General features: G+C 52.6%; 16 protein-coding genes. 12 read left to right on the forward strand and 4 right to left on the reverse strand.

The window, feature by feature from the left end; genetic code table 11:
* Positions 1–8 precede the first annotated feature (8 nt).
* The 10 genes from H8F22_RS28810 (at position 9) to H8F22_RS28855 (ending at position 10235) form a co-directional block, all read left to right on the forward strand.
* Positions 9–482 carry a PRTRC system protein E gene (locus H8F22_RS28810; protein WP_169904133.1) on the forward strand — a complete coding sequence of 158 codons (474 nt, stop codon included), beginning with the start codon at positions 9–11 and terminating at the stop codon, positions 480–482.
* Between the two features lie 9 nt (positions 483–491).
* Positions 492–704 (forward strand): PRTRC system protein C, encoded by a 213-nt coding sequence (locus tag H8F22_RS28815; RefSeq protein ID WP_078465885.1) that lies wholly within the window; start codon positions 492–494, stop codon positions 702–704.
* 102 nt (positions 705–806) lie between these two features.
* Positions 807–2273, forward strand: a complete 1467-nt coding sequence (locus H8F22_RS28820; protein ID WP_169904134.1) for a hypothetical protein — start codon at positions 807–809, stop codon at positions 2271–2273.
* Complete coding sequence (locus H8F22_RS28825) at positions 2260–2958, forward strand: PRTRC system protein B (RefSeq protein WP_116827401.1); 699 nt, start codon at positions 2260–2262, stop codon at positions 2956–2958. The genes H8F22_RS28820 and H8F22_RS28825 overlap by 14 nt, the downstream gene beginning before the upstream one ends.
* The gene (locus H8F22_RS28830; RefSeq protein WP_169904135.1) at positions 2955–3731 is read left to right on the forward strand and encodes a PRTRC system ThiF family protein; all 777 of its coding nucleotides are present in this window, start codon (positions 2955–2957) and stop codon (positions 3729–3731) included. Before H8F22_RS28825 ends, H8F22_RS28830 begins: the two co-directional genes overlap by 4 nt.
* Positions 3732–4212: 481 nt before the next feature.
* A complete protein-coding gene (locus H8F22_RS28835) occupies positions 4213–5610 on the forward strand; it encodes a hypothetical protein (protein WP_116827399.1) in 1398 nt (465 codons plus the stop codon).
* A gap of 3 nt (positions 5611–5613) precedes the next feature.
* Positions 5614–6366 carry a hypothetical protein gene (locus H8F22_RS28840; protein ID WP_169904138.1) on the forward strand — a complete coding sequence of 251 codons (753 nt, stop codon included), beginning with the start codon at positions 5614–5616 and terminating at the stop codon, positions 6364–6366.
* Between the two features lie 3 nt (positions 6367–6369).
* Positions 6370–7347 carry a hypothetical protein gene (locus H8F22_RS28845; protein WP_169904139.1) on the forward strand — a complete coding sequence of 326 codons (978 nt, stop codon included), beginning with the start codon at positions 6370–6372 and terminating at the stop codon, positions 7345–7347.
* 157 nt (positions 7348–7504) lie between these two features.
* Entirely contained in the window at positions 7505–8614 is a 1110-nt protein-coding gene (gene dnaN, locus H8F22_RS28850; protein ID WP_169904140.1) for a DNA polymerase III subunit beta, read from the forward strand.
* Positions 8615–8636: 22 nt separating this feature from the next.
* The gene (locus tag H8F22_RS28855; protein ID WP_169904141.1) at positions 8637–10235 is read left to right on the forward strand and encodes a sigma factor-like helix-turn-helix DNA-binding protein; all 1599 of its coding nucleotides are present in this window, start codon (positions 8637–8639) and stop codon (positions 10233–10235) included.
* A 316-nt stretch (positions 10236–10551) separates the two neighbouring features.
* Here the strand turns inward: H8F22_RS28855 and H8F22_RS28860 are convergent, their stop codons facing one another.
* Positions 10552–11007: a hypothetical protein gene (locus tag H8F22_RS28860; protein WP_169904142.1), complete on the reverse strand. Its 456-nt coding sequence runs from the start codon at positions 11005–11007 to the stop codon at positions 10552–10554.
* Positions 11008–11128: 121 nt separating this feature from the next.
* On the opposite strand from H8F22_RS28860, the gene H8F22_RS28865 reads away from it, so the two are divergent.
* Complete coding sequence (locus tag H8F22_RS28865; protein WP_078466149.1) at positions 11129–11677, forward strand: hypothetical protein; 549 nt, start codon at positions 11129–11131, stop codon at positions 11675–11677.
* 463 nt (positions 11678–12140) lie between these two features.
* Complete coding sequence (locus tag H8F22_RS28870) at positions 12141–13142, forward strand: hypothetical protein (protein ID WP_116827395.1); 1002 nt, start codon at positions 12141–12143, stop codon at positions 13140–13142.
* Positions 13143–13536: 394 nt separating this feature from the next.
* On the opposite strand, the gene H8F22_RS28875 is transcribed toward H8F22_RS28870, so the two are convergent.
* From H8F22_RS28875 to H8F22_RS28885, 3 genes are read right to left on the reverse strand one after another with little or no spacing between them, the layout of a single operon-like run.
* Positions 13537–14472, reverse strand: a complete 936-nt coding sequence (locus H8F22_RS28875) for a chemotaxis protein CheB (protein WP_011923268.1) — start codon at positions 14470–14472, stop codon at positions 13537–13539.
* The gene (locus H8F22_RS28880; protein WP_169904143.1) at positions 14469–20309 is read right to left on the reverse strand and encodes a hybrid sensor histidine kinase/response regulator; all 5841 of its coding nucleotides are present in this window, start codon (positions 20307–20309) and stop codon (positions 14469–14471) included. Before H8F22_RS28880 ends, H8F22_RS28875 begins: the two co-directional genes overlap by 4 nt.
* Positions 20302–21093 (reverse strand): CheR family methyltransferase, encoded by a 792-nt coding sequence (locus H8F22_RS28885; protein ID WP_011923270.1) that lies wholly within the window; start codon positions 21091–21093, stop codon positions 20302–20304. Before H8F22_RS28885 ends, H8F22_RS28880 begins: the two co-directional genes overlap by 8 nt.
* Position 21094: the final 1 nt, after the last annotated feature.

The raw sequence follows: 21094 nt of genomic DNA on the forward strand, positions 1-21094 counted from the left end.
CACAAACGATGAACACTTTTCTCCAGTCAGTAGGTGCGGTACTCACCACCGGCCTGAAAGCAACCGTCGAGCTGCATGGCTTAGGTGATGGAAAGATAAAGCTGTTGTACACCCCGGACATTGGCCCAACCCCTGAAAAATCCTCCGAGGCAGTCGTTCAGCTTCGTTCCGCAATTGCAAAGCCAATGGTAGTGAGTGGCACGCCAGAGGAAATCGAGGAAGCGTTCGCAGAGTTGATCGCATCCAAGGCGGCTGTAGTGCGTCGTGGTTTGAGCGCTCTGGATGAAATCGAGCGCCTTGCCACTAAGGCGGTTGATGAAGCCAAGTCGAAGCCTGCGGCAAAAGCTGCCTCCACTGCACCTGCTGTGGGCGAAAGCGAAGACCGTGACGATGAAGCCGACAGCGATGCAGACAGCGAAGCCTCAGGCCATCGCGCCCCCGTGGCAACTGAAGTTACTGGCAACAGTGCAACGAACTTTTAAGGGGGATTTATGGCCGTTTCAATTCTCACTCTGAGCCGTTTGTTTCGCTTTGCCGGTCGCGATCTTCCTGATCCTGATCCGAGCATGGAGCCGATGGATGTGCTCAAGCACTATGCCCGTCAATTTCCTCGCCTGAATGGCGGCAAGTTGATCGACCCTATCAACGAAGGAGATTCTCAAGTTTATGAGTTCCGTCAAGGCAACTTCGGCGACCGCGGCTAGCCCGATAGAACAACTCAGGGCATGGGCGGGCGGTGCAGCCGCCCCCACTCCCGAACCCACCATCAACGATTGCTGCCTTGAGCGCAGCCAGCAGGTCAGACTGTGGAATCTCATGCACAAACCAAGCAAACCTGGAGTCCTCTCCAGTTCCCTAGCGCCCCGCTAACCGCGCTGACCATCCCGCATGTTAGTGCAGCAGTGCAACACAGTGTTGCTGCCTTGTTCATGCGCGAGCACGGCTATTTGGTAGATCATAAAGGTCACAGCGCTTTCTGCTTGGAGGCCCTTCAGGGAGGATTGCTTCACGAATCTGACCTAAGCCCTCTCAACTGCTACCCGAATGGGTACGGCCTGCATCTGGTGACTGGCAAGGTTGTGCGTAGCATTGAGTCGCGGGTCGAGTTCACACGCGAGGCTGCGGTTCCTGATGCCGAGCGAATTGCTTACGGTCTGGCCCGTAAGGACATCGACATCACATACGCTTCCGGGATTGCGCTGTCGGTAGCTGAGGCAGGATTGCTGCACGATTCTGTTCTCGCCCCCATCCTCACTCAGGGGGCCGATTGCGGCTATGACCTTGTCAACGCAACTAAGGCAGCCCTTGACGCCTTGTGGCCTCAAGCTCAGCGCGAATGCCGAAATGTCGAAGGCGGCACGGTCTACACCGATCAGCCTTTTTACAGCCACATCCACGGTAACGACTTCTATCTAGAAGCCTGCGAGCGCAACTGCTTCTACCTCGATTGGCCAGAGTTGACCCAAGAGAATCTTGAGATGCATATCCTGCTGACCAAGACGCTCGACGCGATGAATACCTACTTGATCCCGTTTCACACGCCATTCACAGCTTTCAGTTGCTGGGGCCAGTACACGGGCGGGGTTTCTGAGAGCTACGAAGCTATCAAGGATGACGTTACGGGCAAGAGCCATGCTGAAATTGTAGAGGTTTTGAAGGCGCACGATGACCTCGACGAGCTTGGCTGGCTGGGGATGGAGATGGATGCCGACGAAATGGATGATGCATCTGTTGAGCGCGCCGCTTCACTGCTGTGGCAGATGGATGACGTCGAGCGCAATTTCAAATATCAGCTTACCTATGGCCAAGATGTTACCAACGAAAACCGTAAAGCCGAATTGGGTGAATTGCTTTCCCAGGCTCGGGAAATTAGCCGCCGGAACTCAAGGGAATCTGGTCTTGCGCAAGTTCTGTCTGACGCGCTCAGCTCTTGCATTAGCCGGGTTGACGGACACCAACCCGTTGACGCCCTAATTGCTCAGGCTTACGGCGACAGCGAGGAGCTTGGGGGATACGAGAACAGCCCAAACCGATTCTTCGATTGCATTTGGGTGCTCGCAGATGAACGCCATAAGGCGCTTCACGTTGAAGCTGTTGAGGGCTTCAACGCCGATCTAGAGGAGTGCGCTGATGTGACGGTGAAGCTCCCGCTAAACACCGGGGTGCTGGTGGCACAGGTCACAGTCCCGATAATGGAGAGAACTAGCCAATGCCTTGAACTGCTAAGGCGCATCCAGCTCTCTCTTGAGGTTCCTGCAAATGCTCAACAATGATGTCACGGCCCGCGCCCTCATTGCGTTTCACCACACCAAGACCAATCGTCTCGATTTCACTTCCCATGAGGTCATTAACTCACCAGTAGAAGGTGGGTTCACTCTCGGAGCTGGTCGGGCGTTCTCAGAAGAAGACAAGGAAACGCTGGTTGATCTTCTTTTGAATATTGACGCTGGCATCGAATTTATCGACACCCGGATTCTGATCAAGTCGCGTAGCTTGCTGGCTTGGTACAACCCGCCTCAGGTCATTGACGTTCTGTTCAGGGACGCTGTTCACAAAGCTCCGATCCCGGGCCTGATATTTATCGCTTCCCAAGGAAAGCTCCGCTGCTTCGCCTTCAAGGGTAAAGGGCGTCCTACCCCTGACACTAAACTGTTCTTGGCCCCAATGGGCAATATGTATAGCTCGGGGTCCTTCTGCTCGGGCAACTGCGATGTTCCAAAGGACAACACCATCGCGAGCATCCCCGGCTGGGAGCGATTCGTGCTGCAATGCGTGAATACGCACATGGGTATCAAGGTGCTCAAGACTCCGACGAATTACGAGGAGGTTATTGCCTTCTATAAAAAGCTGAGCGACACCAGCGCCAAAAACTTTCCGGCAGCTCAACTGCTTCCGATGCTTGCCAAGGGGGTTCAACTCACTCTGAAGGATGCAGTGGTTACAGGGGGTGAAGAATGACTGCTACCGTTCAGGCCTTGCCAGTGGCGACACGTTACAAGACCCCCAACGAATGGACTTCTAGAGCAATTCGTATCGTCGTACTTGGAGCTGGGGGCAACGGAAGCGAGGTCGTAGACTGCCTGTCGTCGTTGCACTGCGCCCTGCGCAGCCTTGGTCATTCACATGGGCTGCATGTCACCGTCATCGATGATGCAATAGTGCGCGAATCCAACCTAGTCCGGCAGCGGTTTTGGCCTTGTGATTTGGGCGCATACAAGAGTGTGGCCCTAGCCAACCGTTACAACCTGAACCTGGGACTTGATTGGGTGGGCCTACCGTACCGGTTTCCTTGTGAGGAAACTCGATTTGCGTTCGCCAAGGCCGACCTGCTGATTTCATGTGTTGATGTGAACTCGGCCCGGTTAGCAATCGGGAATAGTGAGGGTGATTTCAAGCACAACGCAATGTGGCTCGACATGGGCAACGGACATCGTCACGGTCAGGTTGTTTTTGGTGGGCTGCGGGCCAAAGACCGTAAGAAGTTTCCATGTGTACTGGATCACTACCCCGAAATTGCTGACATGGCTGACAACCATACGAAGTCGTGCTCTGCTGCTGAATCGATTGCAGCCCAAGACTGTCTAGTTAATCGAACGGTTGCCACGGCGGCGATGAACGTCGTGTGGGAGTTGATCCGTACTGGCTCTACAAATCGAAATTGGATCACCGTCAGTTTGGAAACGGGCGAGCAGCAAACCTACCCTTTCCCGCCTCAGAACAGCGATAGCTGATTCGCCTCGAAATAAATCCGCTCCATACACTGGGGCGGCAGACCGGAATGCCCTGACGCCTTAGCCCGGGCAATCATTCCTTCCCTGAGATTTGCTGCGAATGCTGCGGCACACGATGTACAAATCGTGAAATCTTGAAGCACGGGCAGATCATCAACTTCCACAGTGTAGATGACCTCACTCCCAGCTACAGACAGATCACAAAGAGTTAGCCTTGCAATCAAAGCTGGTTCAGGTCGGGCCATAGCAAGGTGAACGTGCTTGTGCATCACCAGCATCACCAAGGTGTCCCCTTGGCGAATAGCTTGTTGCAAGGTAGTCGTTGGGCCCACGGATCGATCACGTTTGGAGGTGTGATACGAGTATAACGCTGGCGCTGAATGAGTCATCTGAAAGCAAACCTTCTGAATCCTGGCTCAGTTAGCTAAAAATCCCAATATAGGGCAGTTGCCTTCCACTATTAGGCTATAGGGGAGACAAAATGCCGTTAGCAATCCATTTCTACGATGCAATCACAGCGGGTAAATCACCCGCTGAAGGTCAAATCGTGCGCTATGACTCGCTCATGTGCGAGGAGTCTCTAATGCCTCAGGTTATGGAGATGATGGTCGGTTTGCGCAGTGATGTGCATGTTGATCTGGAGGCTGCTGCTAACTCTGAACTCGGTTCAATGGATCTGCTGAGCGGCCATTCGGAATTGGAGTGTGCGAGAACAGTCCATCGTCATTTCACGCGACCAAACTGTTTGCATATCGGCTTAGGTAATACTACGCGAGTTGATCCGTTCCTAAGGTCAACTTTTTACCGCAATCTTCTTCCTTTCCCCTGCATTGGGCTACCGGGACACAGCTACTACCTGGATCTAGAAACCATGCTCCGGGCCATTAATATCTTAAGGCCGGATGAGTACCCTTGGGCGGACAGCCCTGACCCAACCAACACCCAATCCTTCCATCATTTCCTCATGTGGGATGCGAATGTAAGCGGCGAGAATCGCGCGGTGAGGTTGAGAGATCTACTGGCGGACACGCACGCCAGCTGTCCCAAGCTTGTTGGCCATGCTCTCAAGCACTCATCTCTACAGAGCATCAAATCTGCCTTGGGCTTAGAGCAGGGTGAGGTCAGCGATCTCGAAAGCGCCACACCCATGTACCTGGTACACCAAAGTCTGCAGGCACCGAAAGGCTTCATCCTTGGACTGCCAGTTGGTGTCGATATCACATACCCCGATATTTTGTATGTGGCGGATCTTGAGTCCGATCTTAGCCAACTATGCAATCCAGCAATCACTTCATACCAAAGCTTTGTCCGAAACCCTTCATCAAATCCTAATGGGCCGCTTGTGCGGATTTCCCTCAGCCGCTTTCCTTTCTGCGCACCGCTTTCGGCCATACGACCGGCCGATGCAGCTCGGCTTTCCATCGATATCGGACTGGTGAAGCGAAGGATCGCCCAGCTCAGGTCTGCGACGCTCTTACCGTCCAGGTTAAAGGAAACACCTGTACTCCAGTTGTCGTCTCAACCTTCTGACGTGTACCACCGCATGTGGGCAGGAGATTTTTCACCTAAAGACCAGGTACTGATGCAAGAGCTCCATCAAGCGCCTATGGGGGAATGGCTAAATCTAGCTGTTGGCGCGAGCGACGGTAGGTTCCATGAATTAGTCGTCCGTCTGCTGGGCAGGATAGCCCCGGAAATATTAACAAGCGGCCAAAGAAGCGAGGTTGATGCATTCACTCAATCTCGGTTCGCCAAAAATTCGCCCCCCCCACTTTGGGTAGCAGAGCTCTTGAAACAGGCACAAGATGGCAATGAAGCATCATCAGCGGCAGTCGGCCTTATGCAGCTGCACAAACGCATTACCCGCAATATCGGATAAGTCATGGAATCATCGACCTCACCCAGCTACGACCCATATGCTTTTTTACCCTTTGTTGCCTATCGCTCTCTTGATAGGTCCGAGGGAGAGTTTTGCTACTCATTGATGCACTTCGTCGAATCTGAGAAATTCCGGGGTGTCGATGAGTCCTATCGTCAGTTCCTGCTGAAGCAAGATGATCGTGATGACTTCCTGCTGGAGACAGGTGCCATTGACCAGGGTGGTGTAAGGCAGGATTGGGTTCAGGTTCGGTTTGCTCTGATAAGAGCAGGAATGTGGATGCAGTTGGTTCAGCACCAAGACCACCTGCGTGAGTCATTGCTTCAGGCAGGATGCGAAACAGGTGTTCCATTGATTGACCAGGTTGCCGCGGACATCTACGAGCGGTTGATGAAAGCTCATGAGCCAGGAAATGAGTTGCGGCGGGTTGTACTGGCGGGCGACTTAGGCGTGATCGATGCAGAGATATTCAAAACCTTTGACCATCTGTTTCAGAACCGAATGCCCGATGAAATCTACGTTTCAGATGAACCGGGGGTAGCTGAAATGGTGCACAAATATGCACTTGCCAGGTACATTCCCCTTCGAGTGTTCACTTCAGCAGATCAAGACTGTGCTGATCAGATGCTCGCTAAGGGAACCCATGTCTTCACAATCAGTGTAGAGGCTGAGTCGGATTCTTCCCTGGCAAACCGTTTGCTACAACTCGCTGCGGAGCAGGGGAAGGTCTTTCATCGCTTCCCTTGGGTCAGTTAAGTCGTGAAGGCCCAAGCGCTGATCATTGCAATGCTTTCGCTATGTGGCTGCGCTGCAGACCCTGCCTGGGTTGTAGCGCCTCCAAAAGCCATCTGTTTTGAGCACGCGGACAAAAAGTGCATCGGTGACATGATCGCTAAAAGCGTTGAGACCGAACATCCTGGTTCAGTTCGGGACTCAGCCATCCGCAGCACTACGGCATTAACTCTAGGCGCTGGTATTCCAACCCCCCAGCTTCTGATAGACCTGAAGACGCAGTCTGAAACCTTCATGTGCCTGAGGCCCGATATCGACTTTGTTAGTGCTGGGCAAGCGATCAACGCGGCTAGAGAGAAGCGCTTTGATTCAGCACTCGATGAGGCACTGAGTGTGAAGGATCCGGAAGCGCAGGTATTAGCCCTTCGCCACATTGCTGCGCTGGCATCTCGATCAAGCGATGTTAAGGCGATTGGACGGTCCCTCAACACCTTAAACTCGGTAGACCAGCCAGCGTATATGGACGCGCTTCAGCAACGCTTACTCACTCTTCTGGCAACAGGCGACATCGAGCGGGCAAATACCCTGAGAGACGTGTTGCTAGATTTTTACGCGAAGCGACCGGGCAGCACGATGGAGCTCGCTCAGATAGCGATTAGCTACGTGACTACCGGACATATCGAAGACGCAAACGTATTCCTGAAACGAGCGGCAGGCCTAGTCAAAGAACTGAACAGCAAAGACATTGGTGTGCTGTTCGGGCTGGTTATCAAAGCAGCCCAAGGTGTCTACCCTCCTCCACAGGACTTTTACGAGTTTTCTAGTGACGCCATGAGGCTTCAAGCTTACGTTCAGCTGGCGATCCTTTTTGACCGTTCAGGGCAAACTGGGTACGCCCACCGGGTAGCCAGTGACATGGCAAGGTTTGCACAGAAGTCATCATTTAGAGTCGACGGACGTGATGCTACCAACGCATTCAGCAAGGTTCTGATCGAAGCAATGTAATGTTATCCACAATTTCCGGGGACAAATGTGTGCATAACCCTCCGCAACTCATACGGTAACAACCCTCAAAGGATGTGGTTAATAATTGATCAGCACGACTGGTTCTGGCACATTCTTTTGGCAGTAATTATGGGCAATACCTCAAAGGGATTAGCCCATGAAATTCTCCATCAAGTGTTCCGATCTAGCTCACTACCTTAAAACCGTTGCACGTGTACCCCAGCGCAAAGCCACTGACGTCTACGGTCACTTTTTGATACAGGTAGATGCCTCAGGTTTGGTGCTGTCTGCTCATAACGGCCAGAAGCAAATGAGCCTAACCATCCCAGCCGATCTGTTCACCCTTCAGGGCGATGGGTTTGCTGTCTGCGTCCCGGCAGTCAAGTTCGACCAAGTGGTTTCAGCTCTGGCAAAAGATGCGATGGTTTCCATCCAGTTTGCCGAGCCTAAGCTCGTGATTTCAGCTGCGCGATCGCGCTTCACTCTCGCCACAATTCCTGCCGATCACTTTCCCGTCATGGAGTTCACTGCCGACCAGAGCAAGGGTGAGCTGAACATCGCTGGTAGTACCCTCAGTACCGCAGTTCATCAAGTGGGCTTCTGTGCTGCCCGTAATGACGTTCGGGTGATGCTCAACGGCATTCTGTTCGATTTCCAACAGGGGCTCATGACCCTCGCTGCCGCTGATGGACTTCGCCTGGGTGTCACTGAAGTACCTGTGACTGGTGAACCGATGCAAAACTTCATCCTGCCGAGCAGCTGCATTGAGGATGTTTGCCAATTCGTTGGCACCGGAAGCGTTCGGGTTTCAACCTCTGGCAGCATGGCGCGCTTCACTCGAGAGGGTGGCGTACTACACACGAAGCTAGTTGAAGGAAAATTCCCTGACTACCGCAAGCTGTTAGCAGCTGCTGAGCAAGGCGACGTCGCCCGCATTGTCCGCGACGAATTTGCTGGTGCTATGGCCCGTGTCGGGCTCTTGTCCGAAGGTGCAGTTTCCTTGGTGCGCCTCGCAGTTTCCGCCGAGTCTATCTCGATCCAGTCAGTGGGCGGTAAGGCCGAAGACCTGGCCGACGATGTTCTCCCATGCGACTACAACGCGGAGCCGCTGGAGATTGGTTTCAACGGCCAGCTGGCTGGGGAAATTGTACGTTCTCTTGGAGCCGCCGAGATCGATGTGATTTTTTCCGGAGCTGCTTCTGGCACGCTCCTAAGAGCTCGAGACTTGCCATCACACAGTTTCGTATTGATGCCGGTACGCCTATAGGGCCAGGCTCTGGAGATAAATGATGAGCAATGTTGCGATCCAGCTTTCAACACAACACCAAAGCCCGGCAGAGCCACGTATTGGTAGGGGCTTCGATCTGCCTACCCAGACCCCGGCACTTCCAAGCCTCGATGGCCCAAAGGGGCTCCTGAGCGCTCAAGATGAGCAAGCTCTGGGCTTCCGGATCCTCATGGGTCAACTGGACCTGGTACGGGCATTGGCCGTCGATACGAGCATTGTCTCTTCGATGGTCAAGGAGATCTGGGATGCCATGGGCGAGAAGGACAAGGTCGACAAAGCGGTTGCGCTGATCTACCACGACGGTGCCTGGTTACGTGTTGGTACCCTGCCTGAAGGCGACTACTCAGCCAAAGAGGCTCACAAGAATGCAAAGGCTATTGCTGATCAGAAATTTGCTTCACTTGTTCGACGCAAGCTGAACACGATCCGAACCCTGATTAGCGAATTGCGGGGCTATGCGGCCGAAGGCATGGACGGCACTCTCTTCAGCGCTGCTGTTCGCGATGAGCTGCGTTTGAAGCTCGCTGAGATCGTTCCATACGACTACATCTTGAATCGTGCGGCTGATCAATTTCGCGTCAACTGCAAGGAGTTGAGTGCTCGCACTCGTGATCTGATCAAGTTTATCTGCGACGAGGTTCGGATTCCTAAGATCAAGGTTGAAGGGATCATCTCTGGCAACTGGACATCACCTAAGCTGATTCCGGCATTGCTGATCTCTGGCGGCTATGAGCTTAAGCTTTTCCCCCCAGCTGCGATGAAGAAACTCCGTCACGGTATCACCAGCCGTCAGCAAGCAATCCTTGACGCTGCGTCCACCGGCGAAGCGCCAGCCATTGAGATTCTTTCCGCGTGGTCCGTTTTCAACCGCGTTGATCGTGATATTGAGAAATGCGCTGATATTTTCACCAACGCAAATGTTCGTCTGGTAGAGCAGCAAATCGGCCGCTTCCGTTTTGCGGACAAGGAAATTGCTCGGTCTGCAGCCAACATGGGATTGACTCGTGCGGTTTACAGATTTGCGCCTGAGATGGGTTTCCGCTTCTCGACGATCGCGCTCACTTGGATCAATGTATCCATCAGTCGAGATCTGGCTGACCAAGAGTCCATCCGCCTACCCGAAGGTATGCATAAACACCGTCGCATGATTTCTAATATGCTTCGTGATCAGCCAAACGTGTCTATCAATTCCCTGGCCGAGGCAACGAAGCTGGAGCAGGACGTTGTTCGTGACCTTGTCCACTTCGCCGGCGGTCAGAGATCGATCGACACAGCGTTCCAGGGCACTGACACTTCAGATGCAGATGGCCTTCATGAGCTGCTCGCTGACACCAACAACGATTTCATGTCTGAGATCGAAGACGACAGCATGCGCCAGTTTGTAGAAAGCGCTCTGGGAGACGTTCTAACCCAGCGCGAGATCTTCGTAATTGTCAATCGCTTCGGCATGGGCGACGCCCGTGAAAAAACCTTGGCAGAACTATCGGTCGAAATGAACCTCTCGAAAGAACGAGTGCGTCAGTTGGAGATCCAGGCTTTGAGTAAAATTCGCGACTCTGAATTCGCTGAGACGCTCTTTGAAATGTGGGGTGACATGTGAACGATCGCTTACCTCTTCCTGGGGCAGACGTAGAAGTCCAGGGCGTTATGGGAACTTTCGTGGGGGCCGATCTGATGAGTAACGGGCAGGTTTATTTCACTATTCGATCATCGGTCTCGAACGTGTCCTTGATGGCCATCAAGTGCATTGATTGCTTGGTAGGTATCCAGCGAATCAGTGACTGTGTCGTTACGGTCTCATCGGGGGCGTGTAAGTGGCGCAAGAGTCCGACTGGGGATCGATTCGATGAAGATTTCTCAACGATGCTTGGTCACTCTATTGAGGACTTCCAGGCATCTGAAGATGTACAAGGTTTTCAGGCCATGCTGTCACGGCGCAACATGGCTTGGGCACGGTCTCGTTGACGAGGTGACGCATCCTGGTTCTCTACGACCATGCCTGCGAACTCATCACGACCTTCAAAATCACCGTTCACCTCAAGTTTCCATGCCAGCGAAAGCATGCGTTCCGCATCCTCGCAGTCAGGCACCTCATTGAGGTTGTCGATTTTGGACTCTTCCGTTTTGACCTCCTCTACAGTAACTGTTTCAGTTTCCAGGATGATCTCTACAGGAGGTGGCGCGGGCGCAAGAACCGGCATGCCTTTGTATCTCCGTACCTCATTCACTGGATGCGACAATTCAGGAGGATGCTCATAATGCTGCGCCTCGGACGCATGGTTGCTCAGCTTCAGGTTCCAAAGGAACGCCAAGGCAATTACGAGCAACACTAAGCCTACAATCCAAATCAAATTCGATGGCACATCAATCACGACAAATTCTCCCGTTGCTAATACCCTAATAGTGGCCACCCACTACCCCATTTTATGTGGTTTTCGCTGGTGGCACAGCTCGCTGAGCGGATACTCAAGTCATTCTCTCAAGGGCATCACCATGAACACAGTACGCAGCGAACAGACCCAAAGCATCAGCCTTCCAGTAAACTTCAATGGTGTGCTTAACGTCACACTCCCCGCGCATGTCAATGCTGAGGAGTTTTGCGCGATGGCACTCGCTCAGTTCAAGCAGCTCCTCCAAGCTGAAACCGCCATGGGTGAGACGGGGGAAGCCTCCTTCTCGTTTGAGGGTGATGTTTGGAGCACTGAGGGCCAAGCCCAGGTTGGCGATTTGATGTTTGAGGTACAGCACGACCTCTCAATGAACGTATCAGGTGCGCTTGTTGCGCTTAAACCGCGAAAGGGCGAGTTCGGGGCGGACCGGTATCGCAGTCGAATCTGCGCTTACGTATCTGAGCACGATGTCTACGTTACAGGCCGCTGTCCACAGACTGACGCAGAGCGAGTGCTCGTGCTTGTCCGGATGGACGCTTCCGACCCCACTGTGCACGTTATGAACCCCTCATTTGACGAAGATATGAGCCTCGATGGTCAGGCGCCTTTGGTGAGTGTTCCATTCCGTGGCATGTCATTCGCCCTAAATTGACTCGACATTGAGTGGGAGGTCGACTCCATAATGATCAATCCCTTTACCCTCTCAAAACCTAGATTGGGTCAGCCCTGCAACGGATGTGGCTATTGCTGCACGTTTGAACCTTGCATGCTGGCCAGCACCTACTTGAACTGTACCTCTGGACCTTGCGTCGCTCTCGAACACAATGATGGGCAATCTAGCTGTGGCTTAGTCCGAAACCCCCTTGGCTATTTGTACCAGGCGGCCAATCCAGACTCCACGGTATCGGTTCTTGATCCATCTCCAGACCTGGAAGCTGGCTACCACTTATCCGTCAAGATCGCTGCTGCCTTGGGCGTAGGGCAAGGGTGCGACTCTGACGATACGGCCGATGCGTTGCATTGGCCTTCGCACATACCCGTAACCAACATTCCTTAGCCCGTTTTAGGGCACTCCAACTCCACTATTAGGTAAAGATTCCTTTTTGGAGATTGGGATGACCACTCGACGCGAATTCAACAAGCTTTCCGCGGTTACCGCTCTAGCAGCTGCGTCTGGTCTGGGCCTTGGGCTTAAGCCGGAAGATGCCGAAGCTGCAGTAACATCACTAGCGACCCTTCTTGTCATTGATCCTGTCACCCTCAGCTATATGGTTTATGGCCCTTGTTGCTGGTGGTGTGAGGATTACCTCATCGTGTCCCACTATCAGCCTGTAGCCATCTGTGAAGTGATCAAAGGCGGGGGCGATACCGCCTTGGGTCAGCCCATCAGCGGTCCGCTCAGTGCCGGCACTGATAACAACGACTACACCTCAATGCATGTGCGACTTTGGGAGATCCCTGACTGGGCCCTTGATATCGCTATGGCCTATCAAAGCTGCAAGCTTTGCGGGCCTGATATGGCTCGGACCTCGAATGTTGGGTTGACCAATATCCTTGATGTATGCGGAGCGGCATCTAATGTCCTCCAAAGTAAAGCGCTCAATGCGTTCAACCAAGCCTTGCCTAGTTGCTTTCCAAAAATGATCTATGACACTGAATTTGACCCCACTTGGAACACCGGGTGCAGAGATATCGGTGTTGCTTCCGCCCTGGGTATGGTGGCATGCACAAATCCTCTGACATCCAGCGTTTCCCTTTTTGGGTCGGAGATCTGCATAGGCACCAGGTGGGGAGCCCTTTATCCGCGACAAATGGCTGATCACGATGACAATGCGGCAATTGCCGCAGGAAAGGCTGCCTACCGAGCAATTCATGTCAGTGGCTTTTCTGTTGGTTCTTTCCCTTTCAATGCCTCTCTTTCGGTCGGAAAGCTTCAGCAGACGTCACCAGGGGTAACTGTAGGGTTTGAGGCTGGTAGCTTTCTTCTGGATACCCAGATGCGGTTGTGGCCAGTATCGCTGGAGGAGATCTATACCTTTGTGTGGTGGGTCCCAGTTGTTTGCTGCAAATCCTATGATGAGATCATGGGTTTCTGTACTCCACAAACGTGTGGCTGATGGGCTTCTGGCACGTGATTTAGCGCATAGAGTGGTCCCGACCATGAGGATCACACTATGCCAAGCGTTCAAATCAATACCTCTCCCCTCCTACGCAATTTCGCTACCCTGATGCCGAATACCTGCATACAGGTGACCACAAAAATGGGACCTCAGACGCTTCTCAGGGCTGAATTCCCACCTGCCGACTACCCCGTCGACTCAGATCAGCAGTTGCAGTTTCTCCTGGACTTGATTGCCACTTCGAATCCAGGCGCCCTGGACTTAATTCATGAAGTCGCAAGCCGCTGCGTTGAAGATCAGCGTACGGCAATCGGTGACTTGCTTCGTTCCGCTCCCAACCGGCACAACAACTAACTCTCGAAAAAAAGGCTACCCTTGGGTAGCCTTTGAATCAGAATGTTTTTTGTCCGTAAATTTGGGCAAGCTTTCGGGCCAGTCCCTCAGGGTTCGCCGAATACTGAACCGCGCCGGTATTGCGAGCAGTGTCCGGCATACTCTTAGCCCCAGATGATTCGTGATCTTGGGCCATGATCATTTTTGCTTTGCCCTTGATCGTTCTGATCCCACCAGACCCATCCATTCCCATGCCTGACAAAATGATCACCCCGAGGTGCGGGTGACAGTCGAAGACAGAACGAATCACTGCATCTATGCATGGGTTGAATGACACAGATTGAGCGCTGTATGGCTGAAGGTGGATCACACCAGCATTGATCACAATCGTGTTATCGCGCGGAACTAGGTACACGGAGTTAGGCTTGATTTTCATGCCTGACTCCGCTGATTGAACTCCCCACCCTGGAGCAACATCCTTCAAGCGTGCCAGCATCTGACTGTATCCAGCTTCTGACATGTGCTGGGCAACGAAAATTGAAATGGGCATCCTTGGAAGATCACCAAAGAACTGACGCAGCGCCTGCGGCCCACCTGAGCTCGCACCAATGATCCAAAGGTCGGGCACGTTCTTATTGTCCGCCTCATCCTTTTTTTCATCCAATTCGTTGGCTAGGTCAGGCAGAGCCAATTTGATTTCTTCGATCGTACGGTTTCGCCATGAGATACGATCACGTTGAGCCATGGCATACAGATTCTTATCGTGCACAAGACAGATGGGCTCTTCGCGGCCCAGTGCCTCCATCACCTCCTCACATTCCACGACGTTCGAGTCCGCCATGTCTATCAGCAGGATATGTGCATTGCTGATTTCCAGGTCGCCATCTTTCGCATGCGAAACGTCATACATGATCAGGTCGCCGACCAGTGGTGCAAGAAGCTCAGTGAACAACGCCTTCTGCACCTCATCCGTACTTACTACGCCAACTCTCATGCTGCGGATTCCTCCATCGATTTCTGCGCTTTGATCTGAGCTACAGCCTGTTGAAGAGACGGTGCATCACAAGGTTTGAGCAGATACTTGGTCACGCCGGCCCGCATTGCTTTTTCTTCAAGGCCCGTACGTGTAGTGATCATGATGATTGGAGTGTCGTCAAATTCCGGCTTGCGCCTGATCGCCTCAGTGAACTCGAAACCGTTCATATTCGGCATCTCAACATCAACCAGCATCAGGTCCGGCTTATCGATTAAGCCCAACTTGTGCAACGCGTTCTGACCGTCGACTGCAGTTATGACGGTGTATCCGAATCCGGTGAAGATTCGCTCAAGTTGACTGCGGTAGCTTCTTGAGTCGTCTACTACCAAAACAGTTGGCTTTTTTTCACGCTTCAGCGAACGAACGCGATTTTGTCGAACTTGATACCCTTTCGAACCTTGCTTGAGATTCAGTCGAGCCATTTCCATTACGTCCAGCACGAAGACAGGACTGCCATCTTGCATCTCTGTCTCACCCACCAATCCACGGACATTCGCGAGCATACCTTCAAGCTTTCTGATGTGGATTTCTGGCATAGAGTCGACTTCAGCCACCTCGATAGCTATCCGTTCATCACCTTGCTGGCAAAGAATGACTGTTACATCCCCTCCTTTCTGATCGGCACTGCGTGAGTCCGGCATAGCGACCAGATCTGCCAGGTGAACGACGTCGAAGCTGCGGTCGTCGTACGTGACAGTAGCAAAGCCATTAGCTGCTCTTTGCGCGGCCAGGGAGCTACGAGATACAAGTAATACTTGAACCATTGAATAGCTCTGAATCGCAAACCATTGGCTGCCAGAGCTCACTATCATTGCTTTGTTAGAGCCGATCGTGAATGGCAACTCAATCAGAAACCGAGTGCCGATACCCTTCTCACTTTCGATGTAGAGGCGACCCCCAAGCCCCTCAACAGTGGTTGCAACGATGTCCATCCCAACACCCCTGCCCGAGACATGCGTCAGCTTAGCCGCGGTCGAAAAACCGCTATGTGTGATCAGTCGCATGATCTCGGCACGGCTCAGTTGATCGCTATCGGAGATGATCTTCATCTCAATGGCTTTACGGTGTACGGCTTCAACATCAATGCCACGACCGTCGTCACTGATCTCGAGAACGATGTGTTTAGCCCGGCGGGATGCTTTGATTTTTACAGAGCCTAATTCCGGCTTACCAAGCCTCAAACGTTCTGCAGGGGGTTCGATACCGTGGTCTATGGCGTTCCGAATAATATGAGTCAAAGGGTCAGATATTGCGTCCAGCATCATCTTATCCATGATGACTTCTTCACCCGCCATCGTCGCTTCAACTTCCTTGCCAGTTGCTTTCGCGGCTGTCTTCGCAGCCCCTGTCAGCTTCTGTCTGGCGTTGAGGAATGGTACCAGGCGAGAATGGAGCAGATCTCGCTGGAGTCCGATTAGGGCGGGATCAAGCTCATAGAGAGCATTTCGCATTTGGCGGATGTACGAGAAGATCTCGTGAACCTGTTCACGGACTTCATCTACTTGTGCACCCATTGCAACATGCATCGCAGAAAGGTCATTGAACCGCTCTAAATCTGCTTCTGCAGCATCCTCAAATTTCCGGGCCTGAGGTTGATTGTTGAAGAAGCTCCTGAGGGCCGTCGTAAGCTGACCGTGTTGAAGACTGTTGGCTTCAAGTAATTCCCGGGCACCGGTTAGCCGGATGTGCGCCTCTTCGTTCAGGGCACTAAGACGGTAGCGTACTGCGACCAACTCCGAAGCCCTTTCCGCAGCAGCCTCTAACAGATGAAGTTCTACACGGATCTTTTCGGAGGTACCCCCGTTAGATTTCTTGCCATCATTAGTGGCCTGGGCCTGCTCACGCCCTAGCAGGTCGAGTACAGCGTTGGAGACGATCGGTTGTTCGACTCCAATCTCGCTGTCCATTTTAATGGTGTAGAGCCTGTCGAATGCCTCGGAAGCTTGGCGGGCGTATTCGGCTCGTACTGGATCGTCCTCAAAAGATTTCGCATGCGAAATCTTTTGGCTAGGGGCGATTTGGTTTTGGTCATCAGTCTCCCGCTGAGGTTGGGATTCCTGCACAGGATTTTGATCAGCAATTGATTCTTTCGCTACGATATCGTCGGACTGAATCAGCTGTTCAGGTGCTTGAGGAATGTTTAAGACTGTCGCCTGCTCGGCGTCATCAGTGGTGATTTCCTCATTAATTATGCCTCCCTGAACGCTATCCTCACGTACAGCTGGGCCATACTCGCCATCAGTTTCCATCTCGGCAGCAGCCGTTGAAGCTTGGCCCCTGCCACCTTTTCCGCGGCCACCTCGTTTCTTCCGAGCCGGTTTGGTTTCAGCTTGATCAACGCTGACCTCATCGAGGAACGTTACCACCGGCATTTCTTCCGCTACTTCGCCTGTGTCATGAGGCTGCTCGAGAATAGCTTGGTCTTCGGTGGCAGGCTCAAGATCGGGCTCGCTTGAGATCACGGTCTGAATCTGCGCCTCGAGTTGAGCACCGGGAATCGCTTGATCTGAATGGAGTAAAGACAGATCGATTGTGTTTGTATTTACGGATTGTTCAAGGCATTGAATGAGGGAACTCGGTATTGGGTATCCACGGCCCTTCTTAACATCCTCCGTCATCGCCGTAATAGCTTGCATCACCAGCATAACTAACTGAGCGCACGCTGGACTTGGATTGATAAGCTTAATTGAAAGGCTTTCAAACAGACTTTCCATCGAATGCGTAATTGCTGCAATCGATTGTGCTTCCGCCATCAACGCTGCACCTTTCAGGGTGTGCATATTGCGTTTGATGGTCAGCACCAAATCTTTATCGTTCATATCCTCGAGCCAGGCTGCAACGTTGCTTTCGAGATCGGGGAACACATCCTCAGCTTCATCTAGATAGAACTGGAAATCCTCGTTGTACTCTGGAGGAATCTCCATAGACGCTTGAATAATGCCTGCTTCAACTTCCTCACCATGGGTCGGTCCTGTGTCGTTGGTCAAAAAAGATTCTGCATGCGGAATCTTTTGCTCCTCAGAATCACCTTCCGATTTGTTGTGCCTTGCGAAAACCTCCACCTTCTGCTCGGTTGGCGGCTTAGCAATCGCGGCAGGCATTTCAGTGAATACCGCTTCCTCAATATCATCTCCAATTGAGGCAGCCATCGTGACCCATGCACCTAAGCGCGAAGTCTCAGACACCCACGGGAAATCCAACATGTACTTATGCGTCTGCGCGAGTACGTCGGAAAGCACCGATATGTCGTCGGCCGTTAGCGCTTTGCCAGCCGTGAATAGAACCTCAAAGCGAGACTCTAGGACGCCGTATACCTCGTGCAATACCTCACAATTCACAGACCCTGAGATGCCGTGTATTGAATGCGCAGCTCTGCAAATGTCACGAGTCAGATGAGGTTGGCTGCCCTCGCTAAATGACAGGAGAATCCCGTGGTAGAGAACGAATTCCTCACGGTAGAGTTCGATGTGGCCGCCGTCGATGCCTTCTGGATATTCGCGGAGCTCAGTAACAGTATCGCGTTCAACCAACTCACCAACCAGCACCGAACTAGTTTCTGAGGAGTCAGGTGTCTGATTCACGTCGTGGTTGGTAATTTGGGGTTCGTCGAGTGCTTGGACGATGCCTGGATCGGACTTAGCAAGTAGGGCTTTCTCCATATCCCTAGTGAAGATAGTGACCTTACCGCGAGCAGAGTATTCGTCCATGCAACGGAAAATCATCTGGAGGGACGAAACGACTAAAGCGTCAGCTTCAGTGCGATTGAAACCCTCATCTCGTGAATGGTTATTCACCGTTTGACTGAACGTGCCCATTGCTCTTGCAAGGCGGTGGAATGAGTCGAACCCATACAGTTTCGCACCCATCGCCAAACGGTCCGCAGCTTTGTACAGCTGCTCCATTGTCTTTCTATCGCGAACATCTGGTTTGAGCAGTACGGGCTCGAAGATCTTTCTGAGCTCAAAGATTTCTGAGAGGAAGTGATTTTCGTCGCTCTCATTAACTTCGTCGGTAGCGATTGCTGCCTCAAACTTTTCCATCAATTCTGAGGGAGATACAACATCAACGTGCTCGACCTGGATGTTCAGCTCGCTAAGTGCTTCTTCAGCCCGTGTCATGAGGGTAGGAGACGGTGCCATGCCGGCCAGAATGGCCGCAAGGTAACTCTCGACGGCTACAAGTGCCCGTGCCGACATATCTACCGCAGTGGACCCTTTGATCCCCTGTTCAGTCATCTGACTCAGGAAGCCCTGGCATGACCCATTGAGAACAAGACCTGCACGAGTCAATCCCGTGAAGGACAGTGCCGCGCTGGCGCCTACCAAGCGGCTTAGGCCTGATCTCAAATCCTCGATGCCTGCGCCGCTGTCCAAGTGATCGGTGATCGAGCGTCGGGTGAGTGCCAACTCTTGGATGGATTGCTCCACAACGCTGGCGATGACGTCAGGTTTTACCCCTGGAATACGCAATGATTGAATCGATTCGTTTGAGTCCAGGCGTCGGATGTGTTCATCAAGGAACATGAAATCCGACTTCAGCTTCTCAATCACGTCAGTTGTGAAACCGTCCACGGTGGACACCTTCTCCACTCTCGCTAGCGATTGCGCCGCGACAGCAGCCATCTCGCTCTCGTTCACCATGTAGAACACGCTGGCTACCTGCCGGATGGAGGCCCTGAAGGTCGCAATCTGGGCATCAAACGTCAGCGGCGATTTGCTGATGATCGCCCGGCCAAGGGAAACCATAGAGGTTTCCAGCAGAGGTTTGAGCTCGACTACCACATCCTTTATCGAGTCAGCACTGGCGGTTTCAATACGGGCTTGAAGCTCCGCGAGCGAGGTAGCGTCCACTGACTTTCTGACGTTGAATACGGCCAACACGTCTTCGATGGACTGAGGTAGCTTCGCGGACATGCTTAAGACAGAAAGCAGGGATTTGAATCTTGTGACACCTAGCGTCGCTTTAGCACCATCCTCTCCGTCAGACTCGGCTTTCTGAATGGCAACAGATAGCATACGAATTTTTGAAAGGGTATCGCCAGCCGCTCGGATAGCACCACAAGCAAGTGCTTCAGTCAGGCACTCCCCGACCCACCAAAAGCAACCGACTTCCAAATCGCTTGTTACGACCTGAAGTTCTCGAAGAATGTCGCGCAGTTCGATAACCGCAGCTTTATTCTGGTTGGTCATGTACGCGCTGAATGCGGTTTGAAATCGCTTGGGCGAACGACCAAAGACATCCTGACGTTCATCGTCAGAAACATCGCGGTTTCGATGCGGTGGCTCGACGTAAGCGAACTCCACATCGGGTGGAAGAAGGTTGTCCTCTTCCAGTAGTGGAACCCCACGGAGCTCCCTCAATTCGTTGATCTGTTTAGCAAGGATGCCAGCGCTATCTGGCGCGCCGTCCACAACCATACCCAGAAACTTCGGTATGGTCAGCAGACTACCCATTATTGAGACGAGCGCCTGCTCAATCTTCTCTTGAGCTAGTCGATGATCTGCAATGTTTGTAACGATGATCTTCACTTCGAGTGCTAAGGCACTGCCGCCGATGCACTCAGCAACATCGAGCGCGGCATGGATATGCTTGACCTCGATCTCGACATTTTTGAATGCAGCATCGCGATCCTTCTTTTGGTTTTCAAACCAAACAGGCTCGGCATCGGGTGGAGGACTCGCTAAAGCTTTTGACTTTTTATTAAAGACTTCAAGCTGCAACTTGGTCGTGTCGACGCTCTTCTGTATAGGAGCCCGAAGCCAGGTCAGTTGGGCGATACGCAGTTTGTTAGACATCGACAGACCTTTGGAATACGTTGGGATTACTGTTTGGAATACGGGTCATGAATGGGTGAGACCAATTGAGGGTCTCCCCGGGGCCGGTGATGAGGTGGCCACCTGGGACAAGCATTGCTGAAAGTCTGTCCAGGATTTCGTATCTAGTATCTGTGCGGTAGTAGATGAGCATGTTCTGTGTGATTACGATGTTCGGATTCGCCAGTTGCACGGGTCTGTCTTGCAGAATGTTGTGCTCCTCAAACGTCACCATTTCACGGACGAACCTGTGAAATCGCATCTTGTTACCGCGGGTAGGGGCTGCGGCCAGTAAGCCAACACCTTCATGCCTTGGGTACAGCCCCTCACGCGCAGTGTTTATGCACACAGATGAAACATCGGTACCGTGAACCCTGAAAGTCGGGTGACCAGCATCTAGTAGCGCGGAAGCAATGCTGAAAGGCTCTTCTCCGGACGAACATCCGACAGAGAGAATCCGCGGCGAGGTAATGCCTTCGCATAACTTGACGATTCGTTCAGTGGCTGGCAGCGATCGAAAGAACCGAGTTTCATGGTTCGTAGCCAGATGTAGAAGCATTGACCATGTCTCAGCGTCCACACGGCCCGACTTACGCCGTTCATCCAGGCTTTCCAGGTCCATACCAATACTTTCTACAAAACGCGTCAGAGCGCTCTTGAACGCGCCCTGACGGTTAGCATCAATCTGTATTGAGAACCTAGCCTCGATAGTCACTAACCATCGGTCAAATATGTCCAGCTCAGCCGGTGCATCGAGGCTATTCATC

The sequence above is a fragment of the Pseudomonas mucoides genome (assembly GCF_015461845.1).
GTDB classification, from domain to species: Bacteria; Pseudomonadota; Gammaproteobacteria; order Pseudomonadales; family Pseudomonadaceae; genus Aquipseudomonas; species Aquipseudomonas mucoides.